26 protein-coding genes and 1 tRNA gene are annotated in these 25,074 nt (G+C 71.1%); 8 read left to right on the top strand and 19 right to left on the bottom strand.

The window, feature by feature from the left end; genetic code table 11:
- Positions 1 to 102: 102 nt before the first annotated feature.
- Both ACFWBY_RS26085 and ACFWBY_RS26080 read right to left on the bottom strand, forming a co-directional pair.
- Complete coding sequence (locus tag ACFWBY_RS26085; RefSeq protein ID WP_385333206.1) at positions 103 to 1,716, bottom strand: MDR family MFS transporter; 1,614 nt, start codon at positions 1,714 to 1,716, stop codon at positions 103 to 105.
- A gap of 15 nt (positions 1,717 to 1,731) precedes the next feature.
- Positions 1,732 to 2,190 carry a MarR family winged helix-turn-helix transcriptional regulator gene (locus tag ACFWBY_RS26080; protein WP_385333203.1) on the bottom strand — a complete coding sequence of 153 codons (459 nt, stop codon included), beginning with the start codon at positions 2,188 to 2,190 and terminating at the stop codon, positions 1,732 to 1,734.
- Positions 2,191 to 2,311: 121 nt separating this feature from the next.
- Here ACFWBY_RS26080 and ACFWBY_RS26075 point away from each other — a divergent pair, with 121 nt between their 5' ends.
- Entirely contained in the window at positions 2,312 to 2,551 is a 240-nt protein-coding gene (locus ACFWBY_RS26075; protein WP_385333201.1) for a hypothetical protein, read from the top strand.
- Between the two features lie 188 nt (positions 2,552 to 2,739).
- Here ACFWBY_RS26075 and ACFWBY_RS26070 read toward each other — a convergent pair whose 3' ends face one another.
- The 10 genes from ACFWBY_RS26070 to ACFWBY_RS26025 form a co-directional block, all read right to left on the bottom strand.
- Positions 2,740 to 3,486, bottom strand: coding sequence for a hypothetical protein (locus ACFWBY_RS26070; protein WP_385333198.1), 747 nt, complete (start codon positions 3,484 to 3,486; stop codon positions 2,740 to 2,742).
- A 61-nt stretch (positions 3,487 to 3,547) separates the two neighbouring features.
- A complete protein-coding gene (locus ACFWBY_RS26065) occupies positions 3,548 to 4,402 on the bottom strand; it encodes an RNA polymerase sigma factor SigF (RefSeq protein ID WP_385333195.1) in 855 nt (284 codons plus the stop codon).
- Between the two features lie 245 nt (positions 4,403 to 4,647).
- Positions 4,648 to 5,649, bottom strand: a complete 1,002-nt coding sequence (locus tag ACFWBY_RS26060) for an RNA polymerase sigma factor SigF (RefSeq protein ID WP_385333192.1) — start codon at positions 5,647 to 5,649, stop codon at positions 4,648 to 4,650.
- Positions 5,650 to 5,888: 239 nt separating this feature from the next.
- A complete protein-coding gene (locus tag ACFWBY_RS26055) occupies positions 5,889 to 6,050 on the bottom strand; it encodes a hypothetical protein (RefSeq protein ID WP_385333190.1) in 162 nt (53 codons plus the stop codon).
- Between the two features lie 439 nt (positions 6,051 to 6,489).
- Complete coding sequence (locus tag ACFWBY_RS26050; protein ID WP_385333188.1) at positions 6,490 to 6,780, bottom strand: hypothetical protein; 291 nt, start codon at positions 6,778 to 6,780, stop codon at positions 6,490 to 6,492.
- A gap of 109 nt (positions 6,781 to 6,889) precedes the next feature.
- Positions 6,890 to 6,976: transfer RNA gene (locus tag ACFWBY_RS26045), tRNA-Ser, on the bottom strand.
- An 81-nt stretch (positions 6,977 to 7,057) separates the two neighbouring features.
- On the bottom strand, positions 7,058 to 7,486 hold the full coding sequence (gene tadA / locus ACFWBY_RS26040; protein ID WP_385333446.1) for a tRNA adenosine(34) deaminase TadA: 429 nt from the start codon (positions 7,484 to 7,486) through the stop codon (positions 7,058 to 7,060).
- A 74-nt stretch (positions 7,487 to 7,560) separates the two neighbouring features.
- The gene (locus tag ACFWBY_RS26035) at positions 7,561 to 8,121 is read right to left on the bottom strand and encodes a hypothetical protein (RefSeq protein WP_385333185.1); all 561 of its coding nucleotides are present in this window, start codon (positions 8,119 to 8,121) and stop codon (positions 7,561 to 7,563) included.
- Positions 8,122 to 8,338: 217 nt separating this feature from the next.
- The gene (locus tag ACFWBY_RS26030) at positions 8,339 to 8,512 is read right to left on the bottom strand and encodes a hypothetical protein (RefSeq protein ID WP_385333183.1); all 174 of its coding nucleotides are present in this window, start codon (positions 8,510 to 8,512) and stop codon (positions 8,339 to 8,341) included.
- A gap of 113 nt (positions 8,513 to 8,625) precedes the next feature.
- Positions 8,626 to 9,567, bottom strand: coding sequence for a universal stress protein (locus tag ACFWBY_RS26025; RefSeq protein ID WP_385333181.1), 942 nt, complete (start codon positions 9,565 to 9,567; stop codon positions 8,626 to 8,628).
- 190 nt (positions 9,568 to 9,757) lie between these two features.
- On the opposite strand from ACFWBY_RS26025, the gene upp reads away from it, so the two are divergent.
- Complete coding sequence (gene upp, locus ACFWBY_RS26020; protein ID WP_385333178.1) at positions 9,758 to 10,393, top strand: uracil phosphoribosyltransferase; 636 nt, start codon at positions 9,758 to 9,760, stop codon at positions 10,391 to 10,393.
- 49 nt (positions 10,394 to 10,442) lie between these two features.
- Here upp and ACFWBY_RS26015 read toward each other — a convergent pair whose 3' ends face one another.
- On the bottom strand, positions 10,443 to 11,090 hold the full coding sequence (locus tag ACFWBY_RS26015; protein ID WP_385333175.1) for a LytR C-terminal domain-containing protein: 648 nt from the start codon (positions 11,088 to 11,090) through the stop codon (positions 10,443 to 10,445).
- A gap of 231 nt (positions 11,091 to 11,321) precedes the next feature.
- The gene (locus ACFWBY_RS26010; protein ID WP_112446725.1) at positions 11,322 to 11,618 is read right to left on the bottom strand and encodes a type II toxin-antitoxin system VapB family antitoxin; all 297 of its coding nucleotides are present in this window, start codon (positions 11,616 to 11,618) and stop codon (positions 11,322 to 11,324) included.
- An 88-nt stretch (positions 11,619 to 11,706) separates the two neighbouring features.
- Between ACFWBY_RS26010 and ACFWBY_RS26005 the strand changes: the two genes are divergently transcribed.
- Together ACFWBY_RS26005 and opcA are read left to right on the top strand one after the other, a co-directional pair.
- Positions 11,707 to 13,299 carry a helicase HerA-like domain-containing protein gene (locus ACFWBY_RS26005; protein ID WP_385333172.1) on the top strand — a complete coding sequence of 531 codons (1,593 nt, stop codon included), beginning with the start codon at positions 11,707 to 11,709 and terminating at the stop codon, positions 13,297 to 13,299.
- Between the two features lie 107 nt (positions 13,300 to 13,406).
- Positions 13,407 to 14,342: a glucose-6-phosphate dehydrogenase assembly protein OpcA gene (opcA, locus tag ACFWBY_RS26000; protein WP_385333170.1), complete on the top strand. Its 936-nt coding sequence runs from the start codon at positions 13,407 to 13,409 to the stop codon at positions 14,340 to 14,342.
- Here the strand turns inward: opcA and ACFWBY_RS25995 are convergent.
- Together ACFWBY_RS25995 and ACFWBY_RS25990 are read right to left on the bottom strand one after the other, a co-directional pair.
- A complete protein-coding gene (locus tag ACFWBY_RS25995) occupies positions 14,288 to 14,764 on the bottom strand; it encodes a cupin domain-containing protein (RefSeq protein ID WP_385333167.1) in 477 nt (158 codons plus the stop codon). The genes opcA and ACFWBY_RS25995 overlap by 55 nt on opposite strands.
- 54 nt (positions 14,765 to 14,818) lie before the next feature.
- Entirely contained in the window at positions 14,819 to 15,439 is a 621-nt protein-coding gene (locus tag ACFWBY_RS25990; RefSeq protein WP_385333165.1) for an HhH-GPD-type base excision DNA repair protein, read from the bottom strand.
- 99 nt (positions 15,440 to 15,538) lie between these two features.
- Here ACFWBY_RS25990 and ACFWBY_RS25985 point away from each other — a divergent pair, with 99 nt between their 5' ends.
- On the top strand, positions 15,539 to 16,351 hold the full coding sequence (locus ACFWBY_RS25985; protein WP_385333163.1) for a VOC family protein: 813 nt from the start codon (positions 15,539 to 15,541) through the stop codon (positions 16,349 to 16,351).
- A 68-nt stretch (positions 16,352 to 16,419) separates the two neighbouring features.
- On the opposite strand, the gene ACFWBY_RS25980 is transcribed toward ACFWBY_RS25985, so the two are convergent.
- Positions 16,420 to 17,064 (bottom strand): CatB-related O-acetyltransferase, encoded by a 645-nt coding sequence (locus ACFWBY_RS25980; protein ID WP_385333161.1) that lies wholly within the window; start codon positions 17,062 to 17,064, stop codon positions 16,420 to 16,422.
- A 66-nt stretch (positions 17,065 to 17,130) separates the two neighbouring features.
- On the bottom strand, positions 17,131 to 17,484 hold the full coding sequence (locus tag ACFWBY_RS25975; RefSeq protein ID WP_385333159.1) for a DoxX family protein: 354 nt from the start codon (positions 17,482 to 17,484) through the stop codon (positions 17,131 to 17,133).
- A 257-nt stretch (positions 17,485 to 17,741) separates the two neighbouring features.
- On the opposite strand from ACFWBY_RS25975, the gene ACFWBY_RS25970 reads away from it, so the two are divergent.
- Positions 17,742 to 18,161 (top strand): molybdopterin-binding protein, encoded by a 420-nt coding sequence (locus ACFWBY_RS25970; protein ID WP_385333157.1) that lies wholly within the window; start codon positions 17,742 to 17,744, stop codon positions 18,159 to 18,161.
- Positions 18,162 to 18,176: 15 nt separating this feature from the next.
- On the opposite strand, the gene ACFWBY_RS25965 is transcribed toward ACFWBY_RS25970, so the two are convergent.
- Positions 18,177 to 19,349 (bottom strand): hypothetical protein, encoded by a 1,173-nt coding sequence (locus tag ACFWBY_RS25965; RefSeq protein WP_385333154.1) that lies wholly within the window; start codon positions 19,347 to 19,349, stop codon positions 18,177 to 18,179.
- A 586-nt stretch (positions 19,350 to 19,935) separates the two neighbouring features.
- Between ACFWBY_RS25965 and ACFWBY_RS25960 the strand changes: the two genes are divergently transcribed.
- Positions 19,936 to 22,695, top strand: coding sequence for a PKD domain-containing protein (locus ACFWBY_RS25960; protein ID WP_385333151.1), 2,760 nt, complete (start codon positions 19,936 to 19,938; stop codon positions 22,693 to 22,695).
- An 80-nt stretch (positions 22,696 to 22,775) separates the two neighbouring features.
- The coding region (locus ACFWBY_RS25955) for a PKD domain-containing protein (protein ID WP_385333149.1) at positions 22,776 to 25,074 on the top strand (2,299 nt) is incomplete at its 3' end.

Below are 25,074 nucleotides of genomic sequence, written 5' to 3'. Positions count from 1 at the left end.
GCGGAGGGCCGCGGCTCGTACTGGACGTACTTCCGTGGTCCGACAACGCGGCGAGGTGCCGTGCCGGGCGTCGTGACCCGGTGAACCTTTCCGGTCACAGCACTAGGCGGCCGGCGTGGCTCCGGCGGCGGTCGGGGCGTCGGCCGCCGGCTTCGACTTCAGGGCGACCTCCTTGATGAACACCACGAGCACCAGTGCGAGGAGCGCGGTGGGGGCGGCGTAGAGGAAGACGTCCCCGACGCCGTGCCCGTAGGCGCTCTCGATGACCTCGCGGAACGGTGCGGGCAGCTTGGCGAGGTCGGGGATCGCGCCTCCGGCGGTGCCGCCGTGGCCCATGGCCGCGGCCTTCGGGCCGAGGGCGGCGAGGCCGTCCTGGACGTAGTGGGTGACCCGGGTGGCCATGACCGCTCCGAGTGCGGAGACGCCCATCGCGCCGCCGAGGGACCGGAAGAAGGTGACGACCGAGCTGGCCGCTCCCAGGTCCTCGGGGGCCACCTGGTTCTGGGCGGCGAGGACGAGGTTCTGCATCATCATGCCCAGGCCGAGCCCGGTCAGCGCCATGAAGATCGCGATGTGCCAGTACGGGGTGTCGTACCGCAGGGTGCCGAGCAGGCCGAGGCCGGCCGTCAGGAGGACGCCGCCGGATACGAGCCAGGCCTTCCACTTTCCGGTCTTGGTGATCACCTGACCGGAAACGGTGGAGGAGACGAAGAGCCCGCCGATCATCGGAATCGTGAGGATTCCGGACATGGTGGGGGACTCGCCACGGGCCAGCTGGAAGAACTGGCTGAAAAAGACGGTCCCCGAGAACATCGCGATGCCGACGAACAGCGAGGCCGCAGACGCCAGGCTGATGGTCTTGTTGCGGAAGAGCCGCAGCGGAATGATCGGGTCGCTCGCCCTGGACTCGACGAGGACGAAGAGCAGGCCGAGGGCGAGCGCCCCGCCGGTCATCGCCCAGGTCTGCCAGGAGATCCACGCGTAGGAGCCGCCGGCCTGGGTCACCCAGATCAGCAGCAGCGAGACGGCGCCGCTGATCAGGAAGGCGCCGAGCCAGTCGACCTTGACCTCGCGCCGGACGACGGGCAGGTGCAGGGTCCGCTGGAGCACGACCAGGGCGATGACCGCGAAGGGGACGCCGACGTAGAAGCACCAGCGCCAGCCCAGCCAGCTGGTGTCGGTGATGACCCCGCCGAGCAGCGGGCCGCCGACGGTGGCGACGGCGAAGACCGCGCCGAGGTAGCCGCTGTAGCGGCCGCGCTCGCGCGGGGAGATCATGGCGGCCATCACGATCTGGGCGAGGGCGGAGAGCCCGCCGACGCCGATGCCCTGGACCACGCGGCAGGCGATGAGCATGCCGGTGTTCTGGGACATGCCCGCGACCATCGAGCCGAGGACGTAGATCACCAGGGATATCTGGACCAGCAGCTTCTTGCTGAAGAGGTCGGAGAGCTTGCCCCACAGCGGGGTCGCCGCCGTCATCGAGAGCAGGGCCGCCGTGACCACCCAGGTGTACGAGGACTGCGTGCCGCCGAGGTCGCCGATGATCTGGGGCAGGGCGTTGGAGACGATCGTGGAGGACAGGATCGCCACGAACATGCCGAGCATCAGCCCGGAGAGCGCCTTCATGATCTGCGGGTGGGTCATCGGCGTGCTGTCGGACGTGGTCTCCGACCGGCCGCCTTCCCGCACACCGGTGGGTGTGGTCGTAGCCATGTGTTTCCTTCGGTACTAGAAGCTCGATCGGAGTCGGGCCAGCAGGATGTTGAGGTGGTCGATGTCCGTGTCGGACCAGTCGGCCAGGGCCTTCTCCAGCGCGGTCGTGTGGCGGACGCCGAGCTCGGTGAGGAGCGCGCGGCCGGCCGCGGTGAGGCGCAGGATCCGGCAGCGGGCGTCGCCGGGGTCGGTGTCACGGGTGATCCAGCCGCGTTCGGCGGTGTGCGCGACGTGCCGGCTGGTCACGGAGATGTCGATGGCCAGGTACTCGGAGAGCCGGCCGAGCCGCATCTCGCCGTGCCGGTCGAGCACGGTGAGGACGGCCGCCGGGCCGGGTGGGCAGTCGTGGGGCAGCGTGCGGGCGAGGTCGCGCCGGACGGCGCCGATGCCGGTGAGCTGGCGGGCCAGTTCCGCGTAGCGGGTGGCGGGCGTGGCGGGTGCGCTCAGCGGGCCCGGTGCGGTCGGTGTGGTCATACGGCTGCCTCCCTCCGAATGTCGTTGCTTCGGGCAACCATAGAAGCGGATGGTTGTTACAGGCAAATGAATCGGGGGGGCGGGCGGTAAAGGAATCGGAAAACCCGCTAGGGTCCTGCGCATGGCTGCGAATCACGACTCGAACCACAACTCACCGGCCCCCGAGGGTGACTACGACCCCGCGGGCAGCACCCAGATGTTCCGGGCGTTCGTCGACGAGCCGGTCCCGGCCCCGGCAGTGCCGGGGTCACGGATGCAGAACCGCGCCGCGCGCAAGTCCGGACCGGGCGCGGGCCTGTGGGTGGGCCTCGGCGTCGGCGTGGTGGTCCTGATCGCCGTGGTGGCCTGGCTGGCGCTCTGACGCCAGGACTCTCCGCCCGCAGGACGCCCGGCGTCGCCGAGACGCTGATGCCGGGACCCTCCGCCCGCAGGACGCCCGGCGTCGCCGGAACGCTGACGCAGGGACCCGCCAGGACCGCTCCGACGCCGGGACCCTCCGTCGCCAGGACCGCTCCGGCGTCGGGTCGGCGGCGTCGGGCCGTCAGGGCGTCAGCTCCAGGTGGCCGTGACCTTCTGGGTCTCGACGCGCATCCCGAGGGGCACGCGCCAGGACTCGACGCAGACCTCGTAGGTCTGCGTTTTCGTCGTGCCGCCCGCGATGGGGGCCGGCAGGGGCTGGGTCGAGGTGATCGTGGCCCAGTCGACGCCCAGGGCGCCGATGATGTGCGTCGCGAACCCGACCGTCCCCGAACGGGCCGCCGTGGTTCCCGTGTTGCTGAAGGACACGGTGACCCTCTCGCACCAGCGGTCCGCCGCCGCGCTGCGGACGGGCGCGCCGACGCTCAGCTTCGCCGCAGTGTCCGCGGGCCGTGAGGGCGCGGTCGTACCCGGCTTCGTGGACGGCTCCGGTCCGGCGCCGGGCGTGCCGCCAGGGGCGCCGGGGGTACTGGGCGACGCCGATCCGGGACCGCCCGAGGGCGGGCCGCCGGAGCCGCCGCGACCGCTGGCCGCGGTCCCGCCCGGGGACGGCGATCCCGGGGTGCCCTGCGGGGCGCCCGCAGGGGAGTCGGAAGAGGTCGAGGAGGCCGACGGGCCGCCGGCGGCCGGTGGCAGCGGCTGGAACTCGATCCCGCCCTTCGGCGCGGCATTCGCGCCGGCGCCCGGCTCCGAGCCGGGGCCCACCGCGCCCACGGCCACGTAGCCCTCGCGCGCCGGGCCGCCGCAGCCGGTCAGGGCGGCGGCGGCAGCCGTGGCGCACAGGAGGAGCAGGGCGGCTGACGGGGATGCCTTTCGCATCCCGGCAGTTTTCCTGACGTACCGTCAATTGTGAAGCGCGAGGGCCGGATCGGCGGCCGGACTATTCGCCGATCAGGCCGACGCGAAGCTGCGCGAGCGTGCGCGTGAGCAGCCGGGAGACGTGCATCTGGGAGATGCCGACCTCCTCGCCGATCTGCGACTGCGTCATGTTCGCGAAGAACCGCAGCATGATGATCTGACGTTCCCGGGGCGGGAGTTTGGCCAGCAGGGGCTTGAGCGACTCGCGGTACTCGACGCCCTCCAGGGCGGTGTCCTCGTACCCGAGCCGGTCCGCGAGCGAGCCCTCGCCGCCCTCGTCCTCGGGAGAGGGCGAGTCGAGCGAGGAGGCGGTGTAGGCGTTGCCCACGGCGAGGCCGTCGACGACGTCCTCCTCCGAGACCCCGAGCACGGCCGCGAGTTCGGGCACGGTCGGCGAGCGGTCGAGCTTCTGGGCGAGCTCGTCACTGGCCTTGGTGAGGGCGAGCCGCAGCTCCTGGAGACGGCGCGGGACGCGCACGGACCAGGAGGTGTCCCTAAAGAATCGTTTGATCTCGCCCACGACCGTCGGCATCGCGAAGGTCGGGAACTCCACGCCGCGTTCGCAGTCGAACCGGTCGATCGCCTTGATCAGGCCGATCGTGCCGACCTGGACGATGTCCTCCATCGGCTCGTTGCGGCTGCGGAAGCGGGCCGCGGCGTACCGCACGAGCGGGAGGTTCAGCTCGATCAGGGTGTCGCGTACGTACACCCGTTCGGGGCTGTCCGCGTCGAGGGCGGCGAGTCGGTGGAAGAGGGAGCGGGAGAGGGTGCGGGTGTCGATCCGGGTGTCGATGGCTTCCGAGCGGTGGGTCACTGCCGGCACTTCACGCTGCTTGACGAGCGTGAGCACCTTGGAGCTGCCCTGGTCTACGGACATGCCACCCCCTTGAGGTCGCGGACGGTCGCGTTTCTCTGCGCGCCCGTCGGAGGAACGCAGCCTCCACCTGAATACCGGAGGCGGGGCTGCGGCAAACGCGGTTCCAGCAGAATGTCACATGTCGGCAACACGCTGTAGCGCCATGTCGACATGTATCTCCAGCGACAGAACGCGAAAGGCCTGCTCTAGGGCGGAATGTCGCCGGTCTGTCAGGAAACGCGGAGAATGATCTCCACTCGATCCGGTTAAGCCTCGATCCTGTTTGCGGATCGCAGCCGGGCGAAGCTCCTGGCGAGCAGCCGCGAGACGTGCATCTGGGAGACGCCGAGCTCGGCGCTGATCTGCGACTGGGTCAGATTGTTGTAGTACCGCAGGAGGAGGATCCGCTGCTCGCGCTCGGGCAGTTGTACGAGGAGGTGGCGTACGAGGTCGCGGTGCTCGACGCCGGCCAGCTCGGGATCCTCGTAGCCGAGGCGGTCGAGCAGTCCCGGGAGCCCGTCGCCCTCCTGGGCGGCCTCCAGTGAGGTCGCGTGGTAGCTGCGGCCGGCCTCGATGCAGGAGAGCACCTCGTCCTCGCTGATGCGCAGCCGCTCGGCGATCTCGGGGGTGGTCGGGGTGCGGCCGTGCAGGGTGGTGAGGTCCTCGGTGGCGGCGTTCACCTGCACCCACAGCTCGTGGAGGCGGCGCGGGACGTGGACGGTGCGGACGTTGTCGCGGAAGTACCGCTTGATCTCGCCCACGACGGTCGGCATCGCGAAGGTCGGGAACTGCACCCCGCGCTCGGGGTCGAAGCGGTCGATCGCGTTGATCAGGCCGATCGTGCCGACCTGGATCACGTCCTCCATCGGCTCGTTGCGGCTGCGGAAGCGGGCGGCCGCGTACCGGACGAGCGGGATGTTGGCCTCGATGAGGGCTCCGCGCACCCGGGTGTGCTCGCTGGTGCCCGGCTCCAGGCCCTTCAGCTGCCCGAACAGCACCTGGGTGAGGGCCCGGGTGTCGGCGCCCCGGCTCGGCGGCCTCGGGGCGGCCGGCGGCTCCTGCGGGGGCTCCTGCTGGGGCGGTACGTGGGACTCCTGCGGCGGGGCCTGCTGAGGATCCGGAGGCTGCGCCTGATGGGGCGTCTGGGGCGCCTGGTGCTGCCGCGCCTGCGGGTGCCCCTCCTGCGGATGCCCCTGCTTCGGGTGCTCCTTCGGGTGCTCCCGCGGGTCCTGCCGCGGTTCTTGCTGCGGGTCCTGCTGGGGCGGCACCTGAGGCGCAGTACTGGCCGGCACGGTCACGCCACCCCTTCACGTCAGTCGTCGACTCATCCGTCAAAAGCGGTCATAGCATCACAAGAGATGTGCACTGTGTGCAAGCACCGTATAACCACGTGTTGGCGGCAAGTTGGTCATATCGTCACAACTTGCTCGCTCATGGGAACGCAAAAAGCCCCCCACCCGTCGGAGTGGGGGGCCGGGGAGTCCGGAAACCGCTTCAGCGTACGGGTTCAGCGCACCAGTTCGGTCATGAACTCGCCGATGGCCGTCGCGGCATCCGAGATTCCTTGGAAGCCTATTTGGACCATATCGGCGGCTTTTATGGGCTGAGTGATGATGACGAAGAGGACGAAGACGATGAGGGCGCCCGAGATCAGCTTCTTGGTTTCCACGTGGGCGTCGGCCTCCCCAACCGGTCCTGCAGGTCGGTGGAGTCTAACCGGTCGCGTTCGAACCCTCACCTGCCCTTTAAGGACCAATGACCCGGTGTCCCGGGCCCTTTGCCGGTGCGCCGAGCGCCCGTCAGGGCGCAGGATTGAACACGAGCCCACCGGTTCTGGCAGGAAATCGGTGAGCTGGGACAGGACCTCACTGCGGGGTCCGAGCCGCAAGCTTCCCCCCTGACTGCGGCTCGGACTGGCAGGTTCCGTCCGCGTCGGGGGAAGTGGCTTGTCCCCCCGATGCCACTTCCCCCGTCCCCACCGTCGAAGGTCCCGACTCCGGTCGGGGCCTTCTTCGCGTTGTCCGCCCGCTGACCGGGCCGCCCGCTGACCGGGCCGCCCGCTGACCGGGCCACCCGCAGACCGGGGCCCGCCGCTGAGCCGGTCGCTCCTACTCCAGGCCGCCGGCCAGGTCGGTGATCGGCTGGACCGGGGCGATCACGGGCGCGAGCTGGTTCGGCAGTTCCATCAGCTGGTTGAGCTGGTTCAGGCCGCCGCTCACCTGTCCGCCGATGTCCTGCACCGAGGTCGGCATGGCGCCCTGCGGCATGCCGGGGGCGGCCGTCGGCAGGTCCGGGAGGGTGAGCGGGGCGATCGGGGCGGCGGACGCGGCCGGAGCGGCGAGGCCCGCGGCGGCCCCCGCGAGGGCGAAGGCGGCGAGCATGCGCTGGGTCTTGGTCATGCCGTGACAACGGCCGAGGGGGCGGGCGGTCACGCGCTTGTCCCCCGGAGGGCAGACAAGGGAAACGCCGAGAGCCCCGACCCTTGCGGGGCGGGGCTCTCGATCAGAGCGGTAGCGGTGGGATTTGAACCCACGGATAGCTTGCACCATCACACGCTTTCGAGGCGTGCTCCTTCGGCCGCTCGGACACGCTACCGAGAGAGAGCTTAGCCCAAGGAGACCCGTGCTCTGAAATCCGTTCCCTCGGGAGTGGAGCCGGGGGAGTCGGAGCCCTGGGTCAGAGCTCGCGGAAGAAGTCGGTGAGCTGCCGCGCGCACTCCCCCGCGAGCACGCCGGCGATCACTTCGGGCCGGTGGTTGAGCCGACGGTCCCGCACGAGGTCCCACAGCGACCCCGCCGCGCCCGCCTTCTCGTCGGACGCCCCGTAGACCACCCGGGCGACCCGCGACTGCACGAGCGCGCCCGCGCACATCACGCACGGCTCCAGGGTCACCACGAGGGTGCACCCCGGCAGCCGCCATTCCCCGAGCGCGGCGGCCGCCCGGCGCAGCGCCAGTACCTCGGCGTGCGCCGTGGGGTCGCCGGTCGCCTCGCGCTCGTTGTACCCGGTGGCGAGGAGTTCCCCGTCCGGGCCGAGCACCACGGCGCCGACCGGCACGTCGCCGGCCGGCACCGCCCGGGCGGCCTCCTGGAGCGCCAGGCGCATGGAGTCCCGCCACGGGTCCCGCACGGGATCGGGTGCGTGCGTGGTGGTGTCGTGGGGGTGGTGCGCGAAGACCACTACCGCACGCCCTCCAGTACCTCGGTGGCGCCGAGCGAGTCGGCGATCTCGGAGAGGGCCTCCCCGTCGATCGTCATCAGTTGTTTGTGGCTCACCCCGAGGTCGTCGAGGAGCCTCGGGTCGCCGAGCGGGCCGGAGGGCACCGGTTCGGCGCCGACGAGGACCTCGTCGTCCGTGTCGTCTTCCTCCTCGGTCCCGTCGTCCGAGTAGGACGCGGCCACTTCGTCCTCACCGTCCTCGGTGCCGTCGAGGTCCAGTTCGTCGAGTTCGTCGTCCTCGTCCTCCTTGCCGAGCAGTTCGTCGGTCAGCATCGAGCCGTACGAGCTGCGGGACGCGGCGGAGGCGCTGGACACGAAGTAGCGCGGGTCCTCCTCGCCGTCCACGCGGACGACCCCGAACCAGGCGTCCTCCTGTTCGATGAGGGCTACCACCGTGTCGTCGTCGACAGCGGCGGAGCGGGCGAGATCGATCAGATCACTCAGAGACTCGACGTCGTCGAGTTCCAGGTCGCTCGCTTCCCACCCGTCTTCGGTGCGCGCGAGCAGTGCGGCGAAATACACCGTGACTCTCCCACTGGTCATAGGCGTGCCGGTTGGAGGTCCCCCCGGCCGGAGGTGGGTGGGGGGTGGGACGGCCGTCGTGCTCGCCGTTCCGTACCCCGCCCAATCGGCATCGTGGCAGAAACGGAGGCGTTGCGAGAGGTCTTCCGCGCCGTGGCGCTGGCCGCGCGTGTTGTCCGGGGCTCCGGCGGGGCCGCTCGCGGGCGGCCCGGAGTGCTCACCAGCGGAAGGTGCGCATGCGCATTTGCTGGCGCATGCGGGCCGCTCGGGCCCGTCTGGGCTGGACGCGGTCGCGCAGTTCCCGGGCCTCGTGCAGGTCGCGGAGGAACTGCGCGCGTCGGGCTCTTCGCTGCGCCGTGGTCTCCGTCGTCTCGTGGTCGTCTTCGGGCATGGGTCACCGCCCCTGGATGGTCCGGTCCGGTCCGCCCCCGCACCCCCACCTTCCCCCGGACCAGCCGTTTGATGCCAGCCTCGACCGCGACCCGATCCCCGTTCAGCGAGAATTCAGTCGGATTCCGACAATGTGGGTACAACCGCCACCGGCCCGTGCGCGTGCTGGAGCACGGCGTTCGCGACGGAGCCCATCATCAGGGACCCGACGTGCCGGCGCGGGTGGTGGCGGCCGACGACGACCAGGGCGGCCGAGTTCGAGGTGGCGACGAGGCGTCCCGCCGCGTCCCCGGGCACGGCGGCCTGCTCGACGGGGACCGAGGGGTACGTGGCGCGGAAGGGTGCCAGGCGCGACGTCTGGGAGCGCAGCATCTCCCGCTCGGCCGGCACCGCGTCCTCGTCCTCCCCCACCAGTGCCTCGGGCGGGATCACGGCGAAGGGGCTGTCGACCAGCGGCGTCGGCGTCGGCGGGACGCTGTACGCCGAGACCACCTGGAGGGTCGTGCCCCGCGCGGCGGCCTCCGTGAACGCGAAGTCGAGTACGTCGTCGGCTGTCTCCGAGGCGTGCAGCCCGAGCACGACCCGGCCGGCCGAGGGCTCGGCGGCGGCCTCCACGCCGCGTGCCTCGTGCGCGACCACGACCACCGGGCACGGGGCGCTCGTGGCCACGGCGCGGCTGTTCGAGCCGAGCAGCAGCGAGGCGAAGCCGCCCCGGCCGCGCGAGCCCATCACCAGCATGCGGGCGTGCGCCCCGATGCTCCGCAGGGCTTCGGGCACCGAGCCCTCGAGGGACTCGTAGAGGACCGGGGAGGGCAGCGGGCCCCCGGCGGCCAGCAGGGCCCGTATCCGCTCGCTGACGGGGTCTGCGGGATCTTCCGGCTCGGAGGCGTCGTGCAGCGAGGAACGCCGTGCCGCGTACAGCTGGACGCTGTCGGGCAGCACGTGGGCGACGACCAGGCCCGTGCCGTGGCGCACGGCCGCGGCTCTCGCCCACTCCAGGGCCCTGAGGCTGTGTTCGGATCCGTCGACGGCTGCGATCACCAGGGGGTCGCTCATCAGTCAATCCTGGTCGGGGTCCGGGCGGGGCGCATCTCCGGGCCTTTCCCGGCGCGGGCGCCGCTTCGGGCACGAAGGGGCGGCCGCAGCGCGTAGCCTTTTGGGCGTGGGTCGCGTATTTGCGGCCATTTTCGCAGGTAGCGCGGTCGCAGGTCGCGGTGGACCCGGCAGCTGAGTCTTGGAGGATGTTGTGCGTTTGCAGGTCGTCGATCACCCCTTGGTGGCGCACAAACTCACCACTCTGCGCGACAAGCGCACCGACTCCCCCACCTTCCGGCGCCTCGCCGACGAGCTGGTGACCCTGCTCGCGTACGAGGCCACCCGGGACGTGCGCACGGAGCAGGCCGACATCCTCACCCCGGTCGGCCCGACCACCGGTGTGAAGCTGTCCCACCCGCGCCCGCTGGTCGTACCGATCCTGCGCGCCGGTCTCGGCATGCTCGACGGGATGGTCCGGCTGCTGCCGACCGCCGAGGTGGGCTTCCTCGGCATGGTCCGCAACGAGGAGACCCTGGAGGCCTCCACGTACGCGACGCGCATGCCGGAGGACCTCTCGGGCCGCCAGGTCTACGTGGTGGACCCGATGCTCGCCACCGGCGGCACGCTCGTCGCGGCGATCAGGGAGCTCATCAAGCGCGGCGCGGACGACGTGACCGCGGTGGTGCTGCTGGCCGCGCCCGAGGGCGTGGAGATCATGGAGCGCGAGCTGGCGGGCACGCCGGTGACGGTGGTGACGGCCGCGGTCGACGAGCGGCTCAACGAGCACGGCTACATCGTGCCGGGGCTGGGCGACGCGGGCGACCGCATGTACGGCTCGGCCGAGTAGTCCCGGCCGGAATTCTCGATCGGCCCGCGGGCCGATCCGGTTCAGTCGGTCAGCACTTCTTGGCGGGTGCGGGCTGGGGGTTGGCCAGTGCGGCCAGTGCCTTGTCCGCGTCCGGCTTCGCAGTGAGCTCCGTGAAGGCGTCGCCGAGGATCAGGTCGATGTCCGCGCCCTCGCGGGCGTCGGTCTGCTGGGTGGAGCCGGCCAGGTTGGTGCCCAGTACCGAGAAGGCCGCCTTGTCGGTCTGGGGGGCGCCGACCAGTATCCCGACGCCCGGGACCTTCTTGTCGAAGTCGGCTGGGGCGTTGCCGACCTGGCCGATGACGAAGCCGCGCTTCTTCAGCTCGTCGCCGACCGCCTTCGCCAGGCCCGCGCGCGGTGTCGCGTTGTAGACGTTGACGGTGATCTGACCGGGTTGGGGCAGCGCGACCTGCGGTGCGGTGGACGCCGCCGCCGCACCGGCCTTGGGCGCGGGAGTGGCGCAGTCCTTGCCCGCGGCCGCGCTGTTGCGTTTGCCCGTGTCGCCGCGGAACACGTCGATGAGCTGCATGGCCCCGTAACCGATCAGGGCGAGCCCGACGATCGATCCGAGCACGATGAGGACGATCCTGCGGCGACGCCGCGGGCGGGACATGCGGGGGTAGGCCGCTCCCGTGACGCGGTACTTTCCGCCCATGCCAGGGGGTGTGAGCATGCTCATGTGCGCAGCGTAATGCCGACCGCTGCCGATGCCCACTGAATCATCTGTTGATAGGGCAAGCGTGACCCGAAAGGCGCAACCGGGACGCAACCGGCACCCGGTGGGAGCCCGGCACTGCCCGCCCGGACCCCGCGGCGACGGCGTGTCGGCTGCGCGGCGCGTGGCGCGGCGCCGTGACGGCGTGACGGGTGGCGCGGCAGGTGGGGAGGCGGGGTGGGGAGGCGGGGTGGGTCAGCCCAGTTCGAGGACGCGCGCGTGCAGGACCTGGCGCTGCTGGAGCGCGGCGCGGACGGCGCGGTGCAGCCCGTCCTCCAGGTAGAGGTCGCCCTGCCACTTCACGACGTGGGCGAAGAGGTCGCCGTAGAAGGTCGAGTCCTCGGCGAGCAGCGTTTCGAGATCGAGCTGGCCCTTGGTCGTCACCAGCTGGTCGAGCCGGACCGGGCGCGGGGCGACATCCGCCCACTGCCGGGTGGTTTCCCTGCCGTGGTCGGGATACGGCCGCCTATTTCCGATGCGCTTGAAGATCACACGGAAAGCCTACCGGGCAGGGGCCTGCGGGCGCAGCCTTGCGACGGCGGTGCAAAGGTGGCGAATAGTGCTATTTCGGGAGTGATACATGAGCCAGAGCACCGACCCCGCGTCCCCGGCCGGCCAGATCGCCGCCGGGTACGCCTTCACCGGACCAGCGCTCGATCTGGGGGCCCTGCTCTGGGACGGGACCTGCCTGCCGGAGCTGCAGATCCGCATCCCGCTGTCGATGCTCAACCGGCACGGACTGGTCGCGGGCGCCACCGGCACGGGCAAGACCAAGACGCTTCAGCTCATCGCCGAACAGCTGTCGGCCAACGGCGTTCCCGTCTTCCTCGCGGACATCAAGGGCGACGTCTCGGGCATCTCCGCGCCCGGCGCGGCCAACGGGAAGATCGAGGCGCGGGCCGAGGAAGTGGCCCAGAAGTGGGAGGGCACGGGATTCCCCAGCGAGTTCTACTCGCTGGGCGGGATCGGCACCGGGATCCCGCTGCGGGCCACCGTCACGAGTTTCGGGCCCGTCCTGATGTCCAAGGTGCTCCAGCTCAACCAGACGCAGGAACAGTCGCTGGGGCTGATCTTCCACTACGCCGACGCCAAGGGCCTGGAGCTGATCGACCTCAAGGACCTGCGGGCGGTGGTCGCCTTCCTCATCTCCGACAAGGGGAAGTCCGAGCTCAAGGGCATCGGCGGACTGTCCACGGTGACCGCCGGGGTGATCCTGCGGGCGCTCACCGCCTTCGAGCAGCAGGGCGCGGCGGAATTCTTCGGGGAGCCGGAATTCGACACCAGTGAATTCCTCCGGACGGCGGCGGACGGGCGCGGGCTGGTCTCCGTCCTGGAACTCCCCGCGGTCCAGGACAAACCGCAGCTGTTCTCCACCTTCCTGATGTGGCTGCTGGCCGACCTGTACACCGACCTGCCGGAAGTCGGCGACCTGGAGAAGCCCAAGTTGGTCTTCTTCTTCGACGAGGCGCACCTGCTGTTCAACGGGGCCTCGAAAGCCTTCCTCCAGGCCATCACGCAGACCGTCCGGCTGATCCGGTCCAAGGGCATCGGCGTCTTCTTCGTCACGCAGACCCCGAAGGACGTTCCGGGGGACGTACTGGCGCAGCTCGGCAACCGGGTGCAGCACGCGCTGCGCGCCTTCACCCCGGACGACGCCAAGGCGCTGAAGGCGACGGTGAAGACCTTCCCGAACTCCCCGTACGACCTGGAGGAGCTGCTCACCGGGCTGGGGACGGGCGAGGCGGTGGTCACGGTGCTCAGCGAGACGGGCGCGCCGACCCCGGTGGCGGCGACCCGGCTGCGGGCCCCGCGGTCGCTGATGGGCCCGATCGACGCGGCGGCGCTGGACCGGGCCGTGAAGTCCTCCCCGCTCTACCCGCGCTACGCGGAGCCCGTCGACCGCGAGTCGGCCTACGAGAAGATCAGCGCCGAGCAGGCCGCGGCAGAGGCGCAGGCCGAGGCGGCGGCGGCCGGGGCGGAAGCCGAGAAGCAGGCGAAGGAAGCGCGGAAGAGCGCGGCGGCGGGTGGCCGGAGCGCACCGAAGCCGGACGCCTCGCTGGCGGAACAGGTCGTGGGCAGCGGCCTCTTCCGCTCCCTGGCGAAGTCGATCGGCACCCAGCTGGGCCGCGAGATCTCCCGCTCGGTCTTCGGCACGGCCCGGCGCCGCCGCTGAATCCGAGGGCGCCACCCGGCCACCGGCGCCCGGGGCGACGGTCCGCGGCGGATCCCCGGGCCGGGAACCCGTACCCGCGAACGCGCCCGGGCTGCGAGACTCGGAGTATGCGGACCGAACTCACCGATACGACCTCCAGCAAGGTCAACCTGGCCCTGCTCGACGCACGACGGGCCATCGGGAGCCCGACCATGGGTCTCGTGCTCAACCTCCTCATCGCCACGGACGAGGAGAACGCCTACGACGCCGTCCGCGCCGCCTCAGAGGCCTCGCGCGAGCACCCCTGCCGGATCATCGCCGTGATCAAGCGCACCGCGCGCGGCTCGCAGCGGCTGCGGCAGAACCGGCTCGACGCCGAGCTGCGCATCGGCTCCGACGCCGGGTCCGGGGAGATCGTGCTGCTGCGGCTGCACGGGTCGCTGTCCGAGCACGCGGGCTCCGTGGTGCTCCCGCTGCTGGTGCCGGACGCACCGGTGGTGGCGTGGTGGCCGGCCGACGCCCCGGACGCGCCCGCCCTGGATCCGCTGGGCGCCCTCGCGCAGCGGCGGATCACGGACGCCGAGGCCGCCGCCGACCCGGTCGGCGTGCTCGACGTCCGGGCCGGCTCCTACGCGCCCGGGGACACCGACCTGGCCTGGACCCGCCTCACGCCCTGGCGGTCCCTGCTCGCCGCCGCTCTGGACCAGAAGCCGCTCCCGGTGACGGGCGCGGCGGTGGAGAGCGAGCCCGGCAACGCGAGCGCCGAGCTGCTGGCCCGCTGGCTGGAGGACCGGCTCGGTGTGCCCGTGGCGCGCCTGGCCACCGATGGCCCGGTCATCACCCGGGTCCGGCTGGAGACCACGGGCGGCGAGATACGGGTGGACCGCCCGGACGGTGTCCTGGCCACGCTGCTCCTGCCGGGCAGTCCCGACCGCAAGGTGGCGTTGAAGATCCGCAGTAGCGCCGAGCTCATCGCGGAGGAGCTGCGAAGGCTCGATGCCGACGAGATCTACGCTTCGGCGCTGCGCTTCAGGCGGCCGGCCCAGGCGTCGCTCTCCGCGTAGTGGTTGTCGTAGACGGGCTGGCTGTCGATGATGTCCTGCACCGTCGCCTCGCCTGCCCGGACCCGGCCGAGCAGGCGGTAGTAGTCGAAGCGGGACATGCCCGGGGTGAAGCCGACGAAGACCTCGGCCGTGCTGTCCGCGGCCGGGGCGAAGGCGTGCTTCACGCCGGGCGGCACGGCGAGGAAGTCGCCCTTGGCGAGGGTGTGTATCTCGTCGCCCACGAGGACGTCGAGTCGCCCGTCCGTGACGTGGAAGAACTCGGTCGCCTTGGTGTGGAAGTGCACGGGGGCGCCGGCGGCGCCGACCTCGAAGCTCGCCGTGTTACAGGTGAGATCAGGGGTGTCGGTGAGCAGCGTGATGAGGCTGCCGGGGCCGTCGGAGATGGACTCGGCAGTGGCGGCGCGCGTCAGGTTCTCAGTCATGATCACGAGCTTAGACGCCGGGTCTGACAAAGCCCGGAACATTCCCCCGAACGGTCAATTCCGCTTGGGGGGAGCCCCCTTGGCGGCCTTCGCCGCCGCCTTGGCCTCCTGTTTGTGCGCCCGTACCTTGGCCAGCGACTCCGGCCCGGTGATGTCGGCCGCCGACCGGTAGACGTTCGCGGCTCCGTAGCCGCCGGCAGCCTCCCGCCAGCCCTCGGGCCGCACCCCGAACCGCTTGCCCAGCAGCGCCAGGAAGATCTGCGCCTTCTGTTCACCGAAGCCGGGCAGGGCCTTGAGCCGTCCGAGCAGTTCGGCGCCCGTCGCCGCGTCGGCCCACACGGCCGCCGCGTCCCCTTCGTAGTGCTCCACCAGGTAGGCGCAGAGCTGTTGCACCCGCTTCGCCATCGCTCCCGGGTAGCGGTGCACGGCCGGTTTCCCGGAGAGCAGCGCGGCGAAGGCCTCCGGGTCGTAGGCGGCGATCGCGTGCGCGTCCAGGTCGTCGGAGCCCAGCCGGCGGGCGATCGTGTACGGCCCCGAGAACGCCCATTCCATGGGGACCTGCTGGTCCAGCAACATCCCGACGAGCGCGGCGAGCGGGCTGCGGCCGAGCAGTTCGTCGGCCTCCGGCTGCTGGGCCAGCCGGATGGCGACGCCCGTGTCCTTGTCCTTGTCCATGCCTCCAGGGTCCCGCGCGGCGGCGCTCCCCGCGCGATTGTCAGACCCCGCGCCTAGCGTGAGAACCGACAGATACGGCGACACAGGAGTCGATCGATCATGGCTGAGTTCCCGGAAGGCGCACCCTGCTGGGTGGACGCGATGTTCTCCGACGTGGAGGGCGCGAAGACCTTCTACGGTGACGTGCTGGGCTGGACGTTCGGAGAGGCCAGCAGCGAGTACGGCAACTACACGCAGGCCTACTCCGACGGCAAGGCCGTCGCGGCCGTGGTCCCGCCGATGCCCGGTGCGGACGCGCCGTCGCAGTGGTGTCTCTACTTCGCCTCGGCCGACGCGGCGGCCACGGCGGAGAAGGTCAAGGCGGCCGGCGGCGAACTGCTGATGGAGCCGATGCAGGTCGGCACCTTCGGCACGATGGCCATCGCCAAGGAGCCGAGCGGCGCGGTCTTCGGCGTCTGGCAGCCGGGCGAGCACAAGGGCTTCGAGAAGATCGGCGAGAACGGTTCGTACGCGTGGGCGGAGGTGTTCACGCGCGACGTGGCGAAGGCGGACGCCTTCCTGCCGAAGGTCTTCCCGTACGAGTCCCAGCAGATGGACCTCGGCGACTCTCCCGAGGCGGCCGGGATGGACTTCAAGGTCTTCAGCCTGGGCGGTCCGCAGAATCCGGTGCTGGGCCGGATGAACATGGGTGAGGATTTCCCGCCGGAGATCCCGTCCTACATCCAGATCTACTTCGGCGTCCCGGACTGCGACGAGGCGGTCGAGAAGGCCAAGGCCCGCGGCGGCAAGCTGCACTTCGGCCCGATGGACAGCCCGTTCGGCCGCTTCGCGGCGATCGCGGACCCCCAGGGCGCGGCGTTCGCGGTGATCGACATGTCGAAGACGGTGGGCGAGATGCCGAAGTTCGCGTAACGGGGCCCGATCGTCCGACGGCAGGGCTCCGGGATCTCCCGGAGTCCTGCCCGAACGGCGTCCGGAGCTCAGGGGTGTGGGGCCGCTGCTTCCAGGGCCGTGACGGTGCCGGACATGACGGTGCGCACGTGGCGGGTGAGGTGTTCGGGCGGCCAGTCCCACCAGGCGAGGGCGAGGAGGCGGGCGATGTCCGGCGCGGTGAAACGCGTACGGATCAGCCGGGCCGGGTTGCCGCCGACGATACCGTAGTCGGGGACGTCGTCGACGACGACGGCGCCGGAGGCGATGATCGCGCCGTGGCCGATGCGGACTCCGGGCATCACCGTGGCGCCGTGGCCGAACCATACGTCGTTGCCGACGATGGTGTCCCCGCGCCCCGGGAGGCCGGTGATGAGGTCGAAGTGCTCGGCCCATCGGCCGCCCATGATGGGGAACGGGAAGGTCGAGGGGCCGTCCATGCGGTGGTTGGCCCCGTTCATGATGAACCGGACCCCGGTGCCCAGCGCGCAGAACTTCCCGATGACCAGCTTCTCCGGCCCGTAGTGGTAGAGCACGTTGCGGGTCTCGAAGGCCGTGGGGTCGTCCGGGTCGTCGTAGTAGGAGTACGCGCCGACCTCGATCAGGGGCGAGGTCACCAGCGGCTGGAGGAGCACCACGCGGGGCTGCCCGGGCACCGGGTGGAGCACCGAGGGGTCGGGGAGTTCGGGGTGCACGGCGGCGCCCTCCTGACGGTCTGCGAACGGCGCGGGAGCCACCTGCCACCCGGGTCGACGGCAAGCCTAGGCGGCGAAGCCGAAGCCCAGGGCGAAGGCCGCGACGACCGGGGCCATGTAGATCACCGGGAAGGGGATGTGCTTGTACGAGCGGGCGCGGATCACGGTGATGACGGCTCCGGCGTAGTACAGGACCAGGCCGACGCCGGCCGCGATGCCGACGACCGGGACGAAGAGGCCGATCAGCAGGCCCACGGCTCCGGCGGCCTTGGCAGCGCCGAGCGGGGTCCACCAGGCCTGGGGGACCTCGTACTCCTCCATGGCCTCCACGACCCACGAGGCGCGGCTCAGGAGCGAGTAGCCCGAGAAGCCCGACATGGCGGCGGCGAGGACGGCGACGATGGTGGCGGCGGTGTTCATGAGGTGCTCCTCGGTCGGTGGGCCGGCCGGTGGCCGGCCGGTGTTCTTTGTTCCTCACCGCACTGACCCGCGCCGCCCGGCGGATGTGACGGCTTCCCGGAGATTTCTTTTTTCGAGGCCGTCGGCCAGCCGCCCGGGTGGTTCCGGCCGGGGGACGCGACGCCCTGGGGTCACCTCGGGCGCGCCGCGCATAGCGTCGCCTGTGTGCGGTTCCCCCCGGCCCGTACGAAGCGTCCACGGAAGAGGTCGAACCCCTCATGACCCTGAGCATCCGCAACCAGCTCGCCGGCACCGTCACCGCTGTCACCGCCGGCGAGGCCATGGCGACGGTCAAGGTCCGCCTGGAGGGCGGTGAGGAGATCACGGCGGCCATCACCACCGAGGCCGTCAGGGACCTCGGCCTCACCGAGGGCTCCGCGGTCCAGGCCCTGGTCAAGGCCACCGAGGTCGCGCTCGCCACCGGCGCCGTCGAGGGCATCTCCATCCGCAACCAGATCGCCGGCACGATCGCCGACATCACCACGGGCGGCGCGATGGCCTCCGTCAAGCTGGTCGTGAACGCCGGCACCCTGACCGCCGCCGTCACCAAGGACGCCGTCGAGGCGCTCGGGCTGGCCGCCGGGTCCTCGGTCGTCGCACTGATCAAGTCCACCGAGATCAGCCTCGCGACGGCCTGATGCCGTCCCGCGCGCTCAGGCCGCGGATTCTCTGGCGCACCCGGGGCACTTGCCCGGGGTGTGGCTGCGGAAGGCGAGGTCGCAGTCCTCGCAGTTCAGGAACGGGGCCGGGGCGACGTAGGCCTGTTCGCGGTAGACGGGTCCGAGGACCGGTGGCAGTTGCACGGTCAGCCGGTGAGCGACCAGACCGGCCGGATTGCGGGGCCTCTCCGGCAGGGTCGCGGTGAGCGCGGTGATCACGGCGTCCGTCGAGGCCCCCCGTTCCAACCAGGCCTCGACGCCGCCCGCGAGCCGGTGGATGTCCCGCTCGCCGAGCAGGAGGCGCTGGTCGATGCGGCGCAGCCGCCCGAGGAGGGCCTTCGCGGCCGCGCGGCGCGAGGGGATGACCTCCTCCGGAGCGGGCAGCGGGGACAGGAGGGTCGGCGCCGCGGGTACCCGTACGGGTGCCGGGGCCTCGGGAGCGGACTCGGGGTCGCGGCCGGGCTCCGCCGCGCGGTCGGGCTCCGCCTCGGGCTCGGCCTCGGGCTCCGCCGCGGGGTCGTACCAGAACTCGGTCTCGGATTCGGGGTCGCGGCGGAGGCCGGGCTCTGCTCCGGGCTCCGCCGGGGGGTCGTGCCAGAACTCGGGCTCCGCCGCGGGGTCGTACCAGAACGCGGGCTCGGCTACGGGATCGGGCGCCGCGGGCGGCTCCTCGGTACGGACACCGGGGCGCGACGGCGGCGGTGACGCCGGGGGCGGTGACTGCGGGGGCGGTGACTGCCGCGGCCGCGGTCGCCGCGGTGCGGGCGGCGGCGGAGGCAACGGCGGCAGCGGCGGTGCGTGGTCCGGCTCGGGGCGGGCTTCCGGGCGGGCTTCGGGGTGGTTGTAGGACACCGTTCGGGTGATGAGTTTGCCGCCCGGAAGCTTCTCCAGGGTCCGGCTCAGGTACCCGTGGTGCTCCAGCTCCCGCAACGCCGAAGCGATCCGGATCTCACCCTCGGTGAAGCACTTGTTGAGCTCCCTGATGCCGACCTGGGAGCCGCCGGGCAGCGACTGGATGTGCACGGCCAGGCCGATCGCGGTCAGTGACAACTCGCGGTGCTGGGCGAGGTGGTTGCCGATCACCGTGAAGTGCGACGTGTGGGGGACATTGGCGTGGCGTACCCCGGACGGGAAGACCGGGCGCGCGTTAGGGTGCTCAGGAGCCATGGGGAAGGTGTTGCTTCCTTGTTGGTCAGGCCCTCGTCCGGGATTGCCGTCCCGGCGGGGGCCGTCTCATGTCTGTGGTTGTGGGCCAGAGCATATGCCAGCCAACCCCGGTGAAATCCACCCCAGTTCGGCTTTGTCACCCGTGCGAGTGACGCGGCCGCAGCGGGAGGCTTGGAGGGGGTTGGTGGGTAATTTCTCCCCGGTACTGCGCAGCAAAAAGAAAGATCGTGGGTCACCGGGTCGCGGCGACCCACGATCCGGCGGGCGCTTTTCCTCGTACGTGATTTCCCTTCCGCGCGGGTGGATTTGCACAGGTGTGGTCCCGATGTCGGACATGGCCCCCAACGGGGTCCGCGAACACGGTCCACGGGCAGGACGCGCGGGAACGTGGGATTCCACGTTCCGGTGGCGCCGGCCCGTCGCGCAGGCCGTTGACCGGGGGGTTTGGCGCAATGGATGATGGTCGAACGCTTCTGCGGTTCGCGTGCGCCCGACTGTCTCTGGGGGGACAGGACATTTCCACCAGTCGTGCGGCGCCGCACCCGCGTTGAATTCACGTCGCTTCTTCCCCGAAGGAATACTGCTGGTGCGTTCCCACCGTGCGGCGGCCTCGCTGACCGCGGGCCTCATCATTCTTCTCGGAGTTCCGGCCGCCTTCGCCGCCGAGACTCCGGTCAACCTCTACGTGAACAGTGGTGTCGATTCCCACTGCTCCGACAGCGGAACCGGTTCGCAGGCCGTTCCGTTCTGCTCGATAGCCGTGGCCGCAAAGGCGGTCCTGCCGGGCCAGACCGTGCGGATCGCTGCGGACCTGATCTATACCGATGCCGTCACCATCGACCGCTCCGGAGAGCCGGGCAAGCCGATCACCTTCGCCGTCGAAGGCGCGGACGGGGGCTCCCGGGCCTTCCTGGACGCGAGCCTGACCGTCGACGGCGCCTCCCACGTGGCGGTGCGCGGGCTGATCGTTTCGAAGGGCGTACGCGTCGAGAACTCCCACGACGTCGCGATGAAGGGGTTCTCGGCCACCGGTGCGGCTCCGCTGCCCGCCCTCGTGGTCGGCAAGGAAAGCACGGACGTGCGCGTCAGCCAGAGTTCGTTCGACGGCGTGCGGATCGAGGGCGGTGCCCAGGGCACGGTCATCAGCCGCAGCAAGCTGCGCAGCGGCCGTCAGTCGGCGGTCCAGGTGGTGGACGCGCCCGGCACCGTCCTCACCAACAACACCCTCATCGGGTCCTGCGCGTCGACCGTCTCGCTCAGCGGCGCCTCGACCGGCTCGGCGTTGTACAACAACCTGCTCCACACCACGGGCTCGCCCGCCTCGTGCACGTCCGCCGAACAGCGCACCGGCATCACGGTGGCGCAGAGCGCGACGTCCGGCACCCGCGTCGACTACAACCTGATCGCGGGCCAGCTCACCGTCGCACAGGTCCCCTACAGCTGGGCGGGCACCGGATATCCGAGCGTGGCGGCGTTCCTGGCCGCCAGCGGTCAGGGCGCGCACGACATCCTGCTCGCGGACGGCCGGGGCGTCGGCGCGGTCGACGGGTCGCCCACCATCGACTCGGGTGATCCGACGGCGCCGGGAGCGCTTCCCGTCGACTTCAACGGGAAGCCGACCGCGGACGACCCGCGCGTCCCCAACACGGGCAAGGACGGCGGGTACATCGACCGCGGCGCCGTGGAACTCCAGGACGCCCTGAGGGGCGTCAAGGCCTCGGTGAGCGAGGACTGGGCGCCGGTCGGCACGAGCGTGAGGGCCACGGCCACGGTGGACAGCCGCTGGCCCACGGGGGTGACCTACCACTTCGACTTCGGTGACGGGACGGCTCCGGTCGTCACCAAGGAGACCGCCGCCGAGCACGCGTACGCCTCGCCGGGCGACTACGTGGTGAAGGTGCGGGCGGTCAACGGGATCGGTGAGGAGGTCGCCTCCGAAGGCCGGCCCACCAAGGCGACCCCGGCCGGCCCGCTGACCGCGGCCGTCACGGCCAAGCTGTACCTGCCGGACACGGACAGCCCGATCAGCCACGTCGCCCCGCTGTCCGTCAAGGTCGCCCCCGAGGGCAGCGCGACGCCGTGGCCGGTCCGGAGCGTGGACGTGGACTTCGGCGACGGCCGCACGGCCCACGGCCAGGACCTGAGCGCCTTCGAGCACTCCTACAGCCGGTCCGGCGAGTACAAGGTGACGCTCACTCTGGAGGACTCCAAGGGCGCGAAGTCGACGGCCGTCGGGAGCGTGAAGGTCGACTACGCGGCGTCCGGATACGTCGCCACCGAGCCGTTCCGCCTGAAGGACACCCGTACGACCAACACGCCCGTCCAGGGCGGTTCGCCGGTCGGCGTGATGCTGCCCCGCGGACTCAGCATCCCGGGGCACGAGCTCTCGGGCAGCATGGCCTCGGCCGTCCTCAACGTGACCGTCACCGACGCCACCGAGGACACCCACCTCACCGTCTGGCCCGTGGGCCAGCCCCGCCCGGACACCTCGAACCTCAACGTCCGCGCGGGCGGAACCTCGTCCAACACCGTCACGGTCCCCGTCGGCAGCGGACCGACGCCGGCCAGTGAGATCCAGGTGCAGCTCAACTCGGGCAAGGCCTCGCTGATCGTGGACTTCGTCGGCTACTACCAGCCGAATGCGGGCCAGCGGTTCTCCCCGATCACCCCGACCCGTGTCGCCGACACGCGCACCGCCGGTGGTGCGCTGGGCGGCGGCCAGACCCGTACGGTCAAGGTCGCGGGCGTCAACGGCATCCCGGCGGACGCGACGGCGGTCGCCCTCAACCTGACGGGCACCGGTGCGAGGGAGCAGGCGCACGTGATCGCCTACCCGGACCCGGCGAAGCGTCCGTCGACCTCGAACCTGAACGTGGAGCCGGGCAAGGACAAGTCCAACCAGGCCATCGTCCCGGTCGGCCCGAACGGCACCATCACGCTCTACACGAACTCCGGCTCCACGCACCTGGTGCTGGACGCGGTGGGCTACTACGGCAAGGACGGCAAGGCCCTCTTCACCCCGGTCGTCCCCAAGCGCCTCGCCGACACCCGCACCACCGGCAAGCTCGCACCGGGCGCGACCACGACCGTCTCCGGCCTCCCGGCGAACGCCCTCGGCGCGGTCCTGAACGTCACCGCCACGGACACCACCGGCCCCGGATTCCTCACCGCGTACGCCTTCGGCGGCACCCTCCCGGGAGCGAGCAGCCTCAACACCCTGCCGGGCGCCACCGTCCCGAACCACGTCACCACCCCGGTGGCCTCGGGCAAGGTCAGCGTCTTCAACAGCTACGGCGGCGGCAACCACGTGATCACCGACCTCCTCGGCTACTTCACCGTGAGCTAGGCCGTCCAGCCGAACCAGTCCGAAGTCACGGGCCAGGACCCCGGCCGGGGTCCTGGCCCGTTCTCGAAGGGATCCCCCTGTTGCGACCCAATCGTGCGATGGTCCTGCTGACCGCAGGCCTCGTCACCTATCTCGGAATTCCGGCCGCTGAAGCCGCCGAGACCCCGGCCAACCTCTATGTGAACAACGGCGAGGGCTCCCACTGCTCCGACAGCGGAACCGGCTCGCAGGCCGTTCCGTTCTGCTCGATCGCCGCGGCCGCCAAGGTCGTCCTGCCGGGCCAGACCGTGCGGATCGCGCCGAACACCGACTACTCCGATGCCGTCACCATCGACCGCTCCGGAGAGCCGGGCAAGCCGATCACCATCGCTGCCGCAGGCGAGGGCACCTATGACTACCGGGCCTTCATGGACAAGGGCCTGACCATCAGCGGGGCCTCCCACGTCGTGGTCCGCGGACTGGAGGTCGGGGGAGATGTGCGCGTGGGCCGTTCCCACGACGTCACGCTGGAAGGGATGTACGTCCACCACGGGCTCGATCCCGATTCCTTCGTGATCGGCGAGGGAAGCACGGACGTGCACGTCAACCGGGGGGCCTTCGAGGGCGTCCGGATCGAGGGCGCCCAGCGCACGGTGCTCAGCCGCAACATGATCGATGAGCGCCGTCGGCCGGCGGCCCTGGTGGTGGACGCGCCCGGCACCGTCGTCACCAACAACACCCTCACCGGCGGCTGTGCGGCGACCATCTCGGTCAGCGGTGCCTCGACCGGCTCGGCGGTGTTCAACAACCTGCTCTTCACCGCAGCCGCCACCAAGGCGTGTACGTCTGCCGAACAGCGCACCGGCATCGCGGTGGCGCAGAGCGCGACGTCCGGCACGCGCGCCGACTACAACCTGATCGTGGCCGGGCCCGCCGTCGGGCTGGCCCCTTACCAGTGGGCCGGCACGAGTCATCAGAGCGCGGCGGCGTTCCTGGCCGCCAGCGGGCAGGGCGCCCACGACATCCTGACGGATGCCTACGGCGTCGGCCCGTTCGACGGCTCGCCCACCGTCGACTCGGGTGATCCGACGGCCCCGGGAGCGCTTCCCGTCGACTACAACGGGAAGCCGACCGCCGACGACCCGCGGGTGCCCAACACCGGCAAGGACGGCGGGTACATCGACCGCGGCGCCGAAGAGACCCAGGACTTCCTGAGAGCGGTCCACTTGTCGGTCAGCGAGAACTGGGCGCCGGTCGGCACGCGGGTGAAGGCGACTGCCGCCGTGGACAACTACTGGCCCACGGGGGTGACCTACCGCTTCGACTTCGGTGACGGGACCGCCCCCGTCGTCACCAAGGAGACCACCGCCGAGCACGCGTACGCCTCGCCGTGCGAATGCGTGGTGGAGGTGACAGCGGTCAACGGCGTCGGAGACTCTGTCACCGACGCCTGGTCGACGAAGGTGACCCCGGCAGGCCCGCTGACCGCGGCCCTCACCGCGAAGCGGGTCCTGCCGACCTCGTCCAGCCCGATCGGCGGCGAAGGCCCGCTGTACGTCTCAGTCGCCCCCGAGGGCAGCGCGACGCCGTGGCCGGTGAAGAGCGTGGACGTGGACTTCGGCGACGGCAGCACGGCCCACGGCCAGGACCTGAGCGGGTTCGGGCACGACTACGAGCTGCCTGGCGACTACAAGGTGACGCTGACGCTGCAGGACTCCACGGGCGCGAAGTCCACGGCCGCCCGGAACGTGAAGGTCGACTACGCCCCGTCGGGGTACGTGGCCACCGAGCCGTTCCGGCTGCTCGACACCCGCACCACCAACATCCCCGTCCAGGGCGGGCGCCAGGTTCCGGTGGACCTGCCCAACGGAACCTCCGTACCGGGGCACGCGCTCTCGGGCGGCATGGCCGTCGCCGTCGTCAACGTGACGGTCACCGGGGCCACCGAGGACACCCACCTCACCGTCTGGCCGTCCGGCCAGCCGCGTCCGGCGACCTCGAACGTGAACGTTCAGGCGGGCGGTACCTCCGCCAACACGGTCACCGTGCCGGTGGGAGCGGACCGCAAGCTCTCGGCCCAGCTCAACTCGGGCAAGGCCTCGCTGATCGTGGACTTCGTCGGCTACTACCAGCCGAACATCGGGCAGCGGTTCTCCCCGCTCGCCCCGACCCGTGTCCTGGACACCCGTACGTCGGGTGGTGTGCTGGGTGGAGGCCAGACCCGTACGGTCAAGGTCGCGGGCGTCAACGGCATCCCGGCGGACGCGACGGCGGTCGCCCTCAACCTGACGGGCACCGGTGCGAGGGAGCAGGCGCACGTGATCGCCTACCCGGACCCGGCGAAGCGTCCGTCGACCTCGAACCTGAACGTGGAGCCGGGCAAGGACAAGTCCAACCAGG

Origin of the sequence: Streptomyces sp. NPDC060049 (assembly GCF_042736715.1) — a bacterium.
Taxonomy (GTDB): domain Bacteria; phylum Actinomycetota; class Actinomycetes; order Streptomycetales; family Streptomycetaceae; genus Streptomyces.
This window is presented reverse-complemented; position numbering and strand designations above follow the sequence as displayed.

Excerpts from the sequence above, each read along its gene's own strand:
- ACFWBY_RS26085 (WP_385333206.1), bottom strand. The coding sequence starts at position 1,716 with ATGGCTACGACCACACCCACCGGTGTGCGGGAAGGCGGCCGGTCGGAG.
- ACFWBY_RS26080 (WP_385333203.1), bottom strand. The coding sequence starts at position 2,190 with ATGACCACACCGACCGCACCGGGCCCGCTGAGCGCACCCGCCACGCCC.
- ACFWBY_RS26075 (WP_385333201.1), top strand. The coding sequence starts at position 2,312 with ATGGCTGCGAATCACGACTCGAACCACAACTCACCGGCCCCCGAGGGT.
- ACFWBY_RS26070 (WP_385333198.1), bottom strand. The coding sequence starts at position 3,486 with ATGCGAAAGGCATCCCCGTCAGCCGCCCTGCTCCTCCTGTGCGCCACG.
- ACFWBY_RS26065 (WP_385333195.1), bottom strand. The coding sequence starts at position 4,402 with ATGTCCGTAGACCAGGGCAGCTCCAAGGTGCTCACGCTCGTCAAGCAG.
- ACFWBY_RS26050 (WP_385333188.1), bottom strand. The coding sequence starts at position 6,780 with ATGACCAAGACCCAGCGCATGCTCGCCGCCTTCGCCCTCGCGGGGGCC.
- tadA (WP_385333446.1), bottom strand. The coding sequence starts at position 7,486 with ATGCGCCTGGCGCTCCAGGAGGCCGCCCGGGCGGTGCCGGCCGGCGAC.
- ACFWBY_RS26030 (WP_385333183.1), bottom strand. The coding sequence starts at position 8,512 with ATGCCCGAAGACGACCACGAGACGACGGAGACCACGGCGCAGCGAAGA.
- ACFWBY_RS26025 (WP_385333181.1), bottom strand. The coding sequence starts at position 9,567 with ATGAGCGACCCCCTGGTGATCGCAGCCGTCGACGGATCCGAACACAGC.
- ACFWBY_RS26015 (WP_385333175.1), bottom strand. The coding sequence starts at position 11,090 with ATGAGCATGCTCACACCCCCTGGCATGGGCGGAAAGTACCGCGTCACG.
- ACFWBY_RS26005 (WP_385333172.1), top strand. The coding sequence starts at position 11,707 with ATGAGCCAGAGCACCGACCCCGCGTCCCCGGCCGGCCAGATCGCCGCC.
- opcA (WP_385333170.1), top strand. The coding sequence starts at position 13,407 with ATGCGGACCGAACTCACCGATACGACCTCCAGCAAGGTCAACCTGGCC.
- ACFWBY_RS25995 (WP_385333167.1), bottom strand. The coding sequence starts at position 14,764 with ATGACTGAGAACCTGACGCGCGCCGCCACTGCCGAGTCCATCTCCGAC.
- ACFWBY_RS25990 (WP_385333165.1), bottom strand. The coding sequence starts at position 15,439 with ATGGACAAGGACAAGGACACGGGCGTCGCCATCCGGCTGGCCCAGCAG.
- ACFWBY_RS25985 (WP_385333163.1), top strand. The coding sequence starts at position 15,539 with ATGGCTGAGTTCCCGGAAGGCGCACCCTGCTGGGTGGACGCGATGTTC.
- ACFWBY_RS25975 (WP_385333159.1), bottom strand. The coding sequence starts at position 17,484 with ATGAACACCGCCGCCACCATCGTCGCCGTCCTCGCCGCCGCCATGTCG.
- ACFWBY_RS25970 (WP_385333157.1), top strand. The coding sequence starts at position 17,742 with ATGACCCTGAGCATCCGCAACCAGCTCGCCGGCACCGTCACCGCTGTC.
- ACFWBY_RS25965 (WP_385333154.1), bottom strand. The coding sequence starts at position 19,349 with ATGGCTCCTGAGCACCCTAACGCGCGCCCGGTCTTCCCGTCCGGGGTA.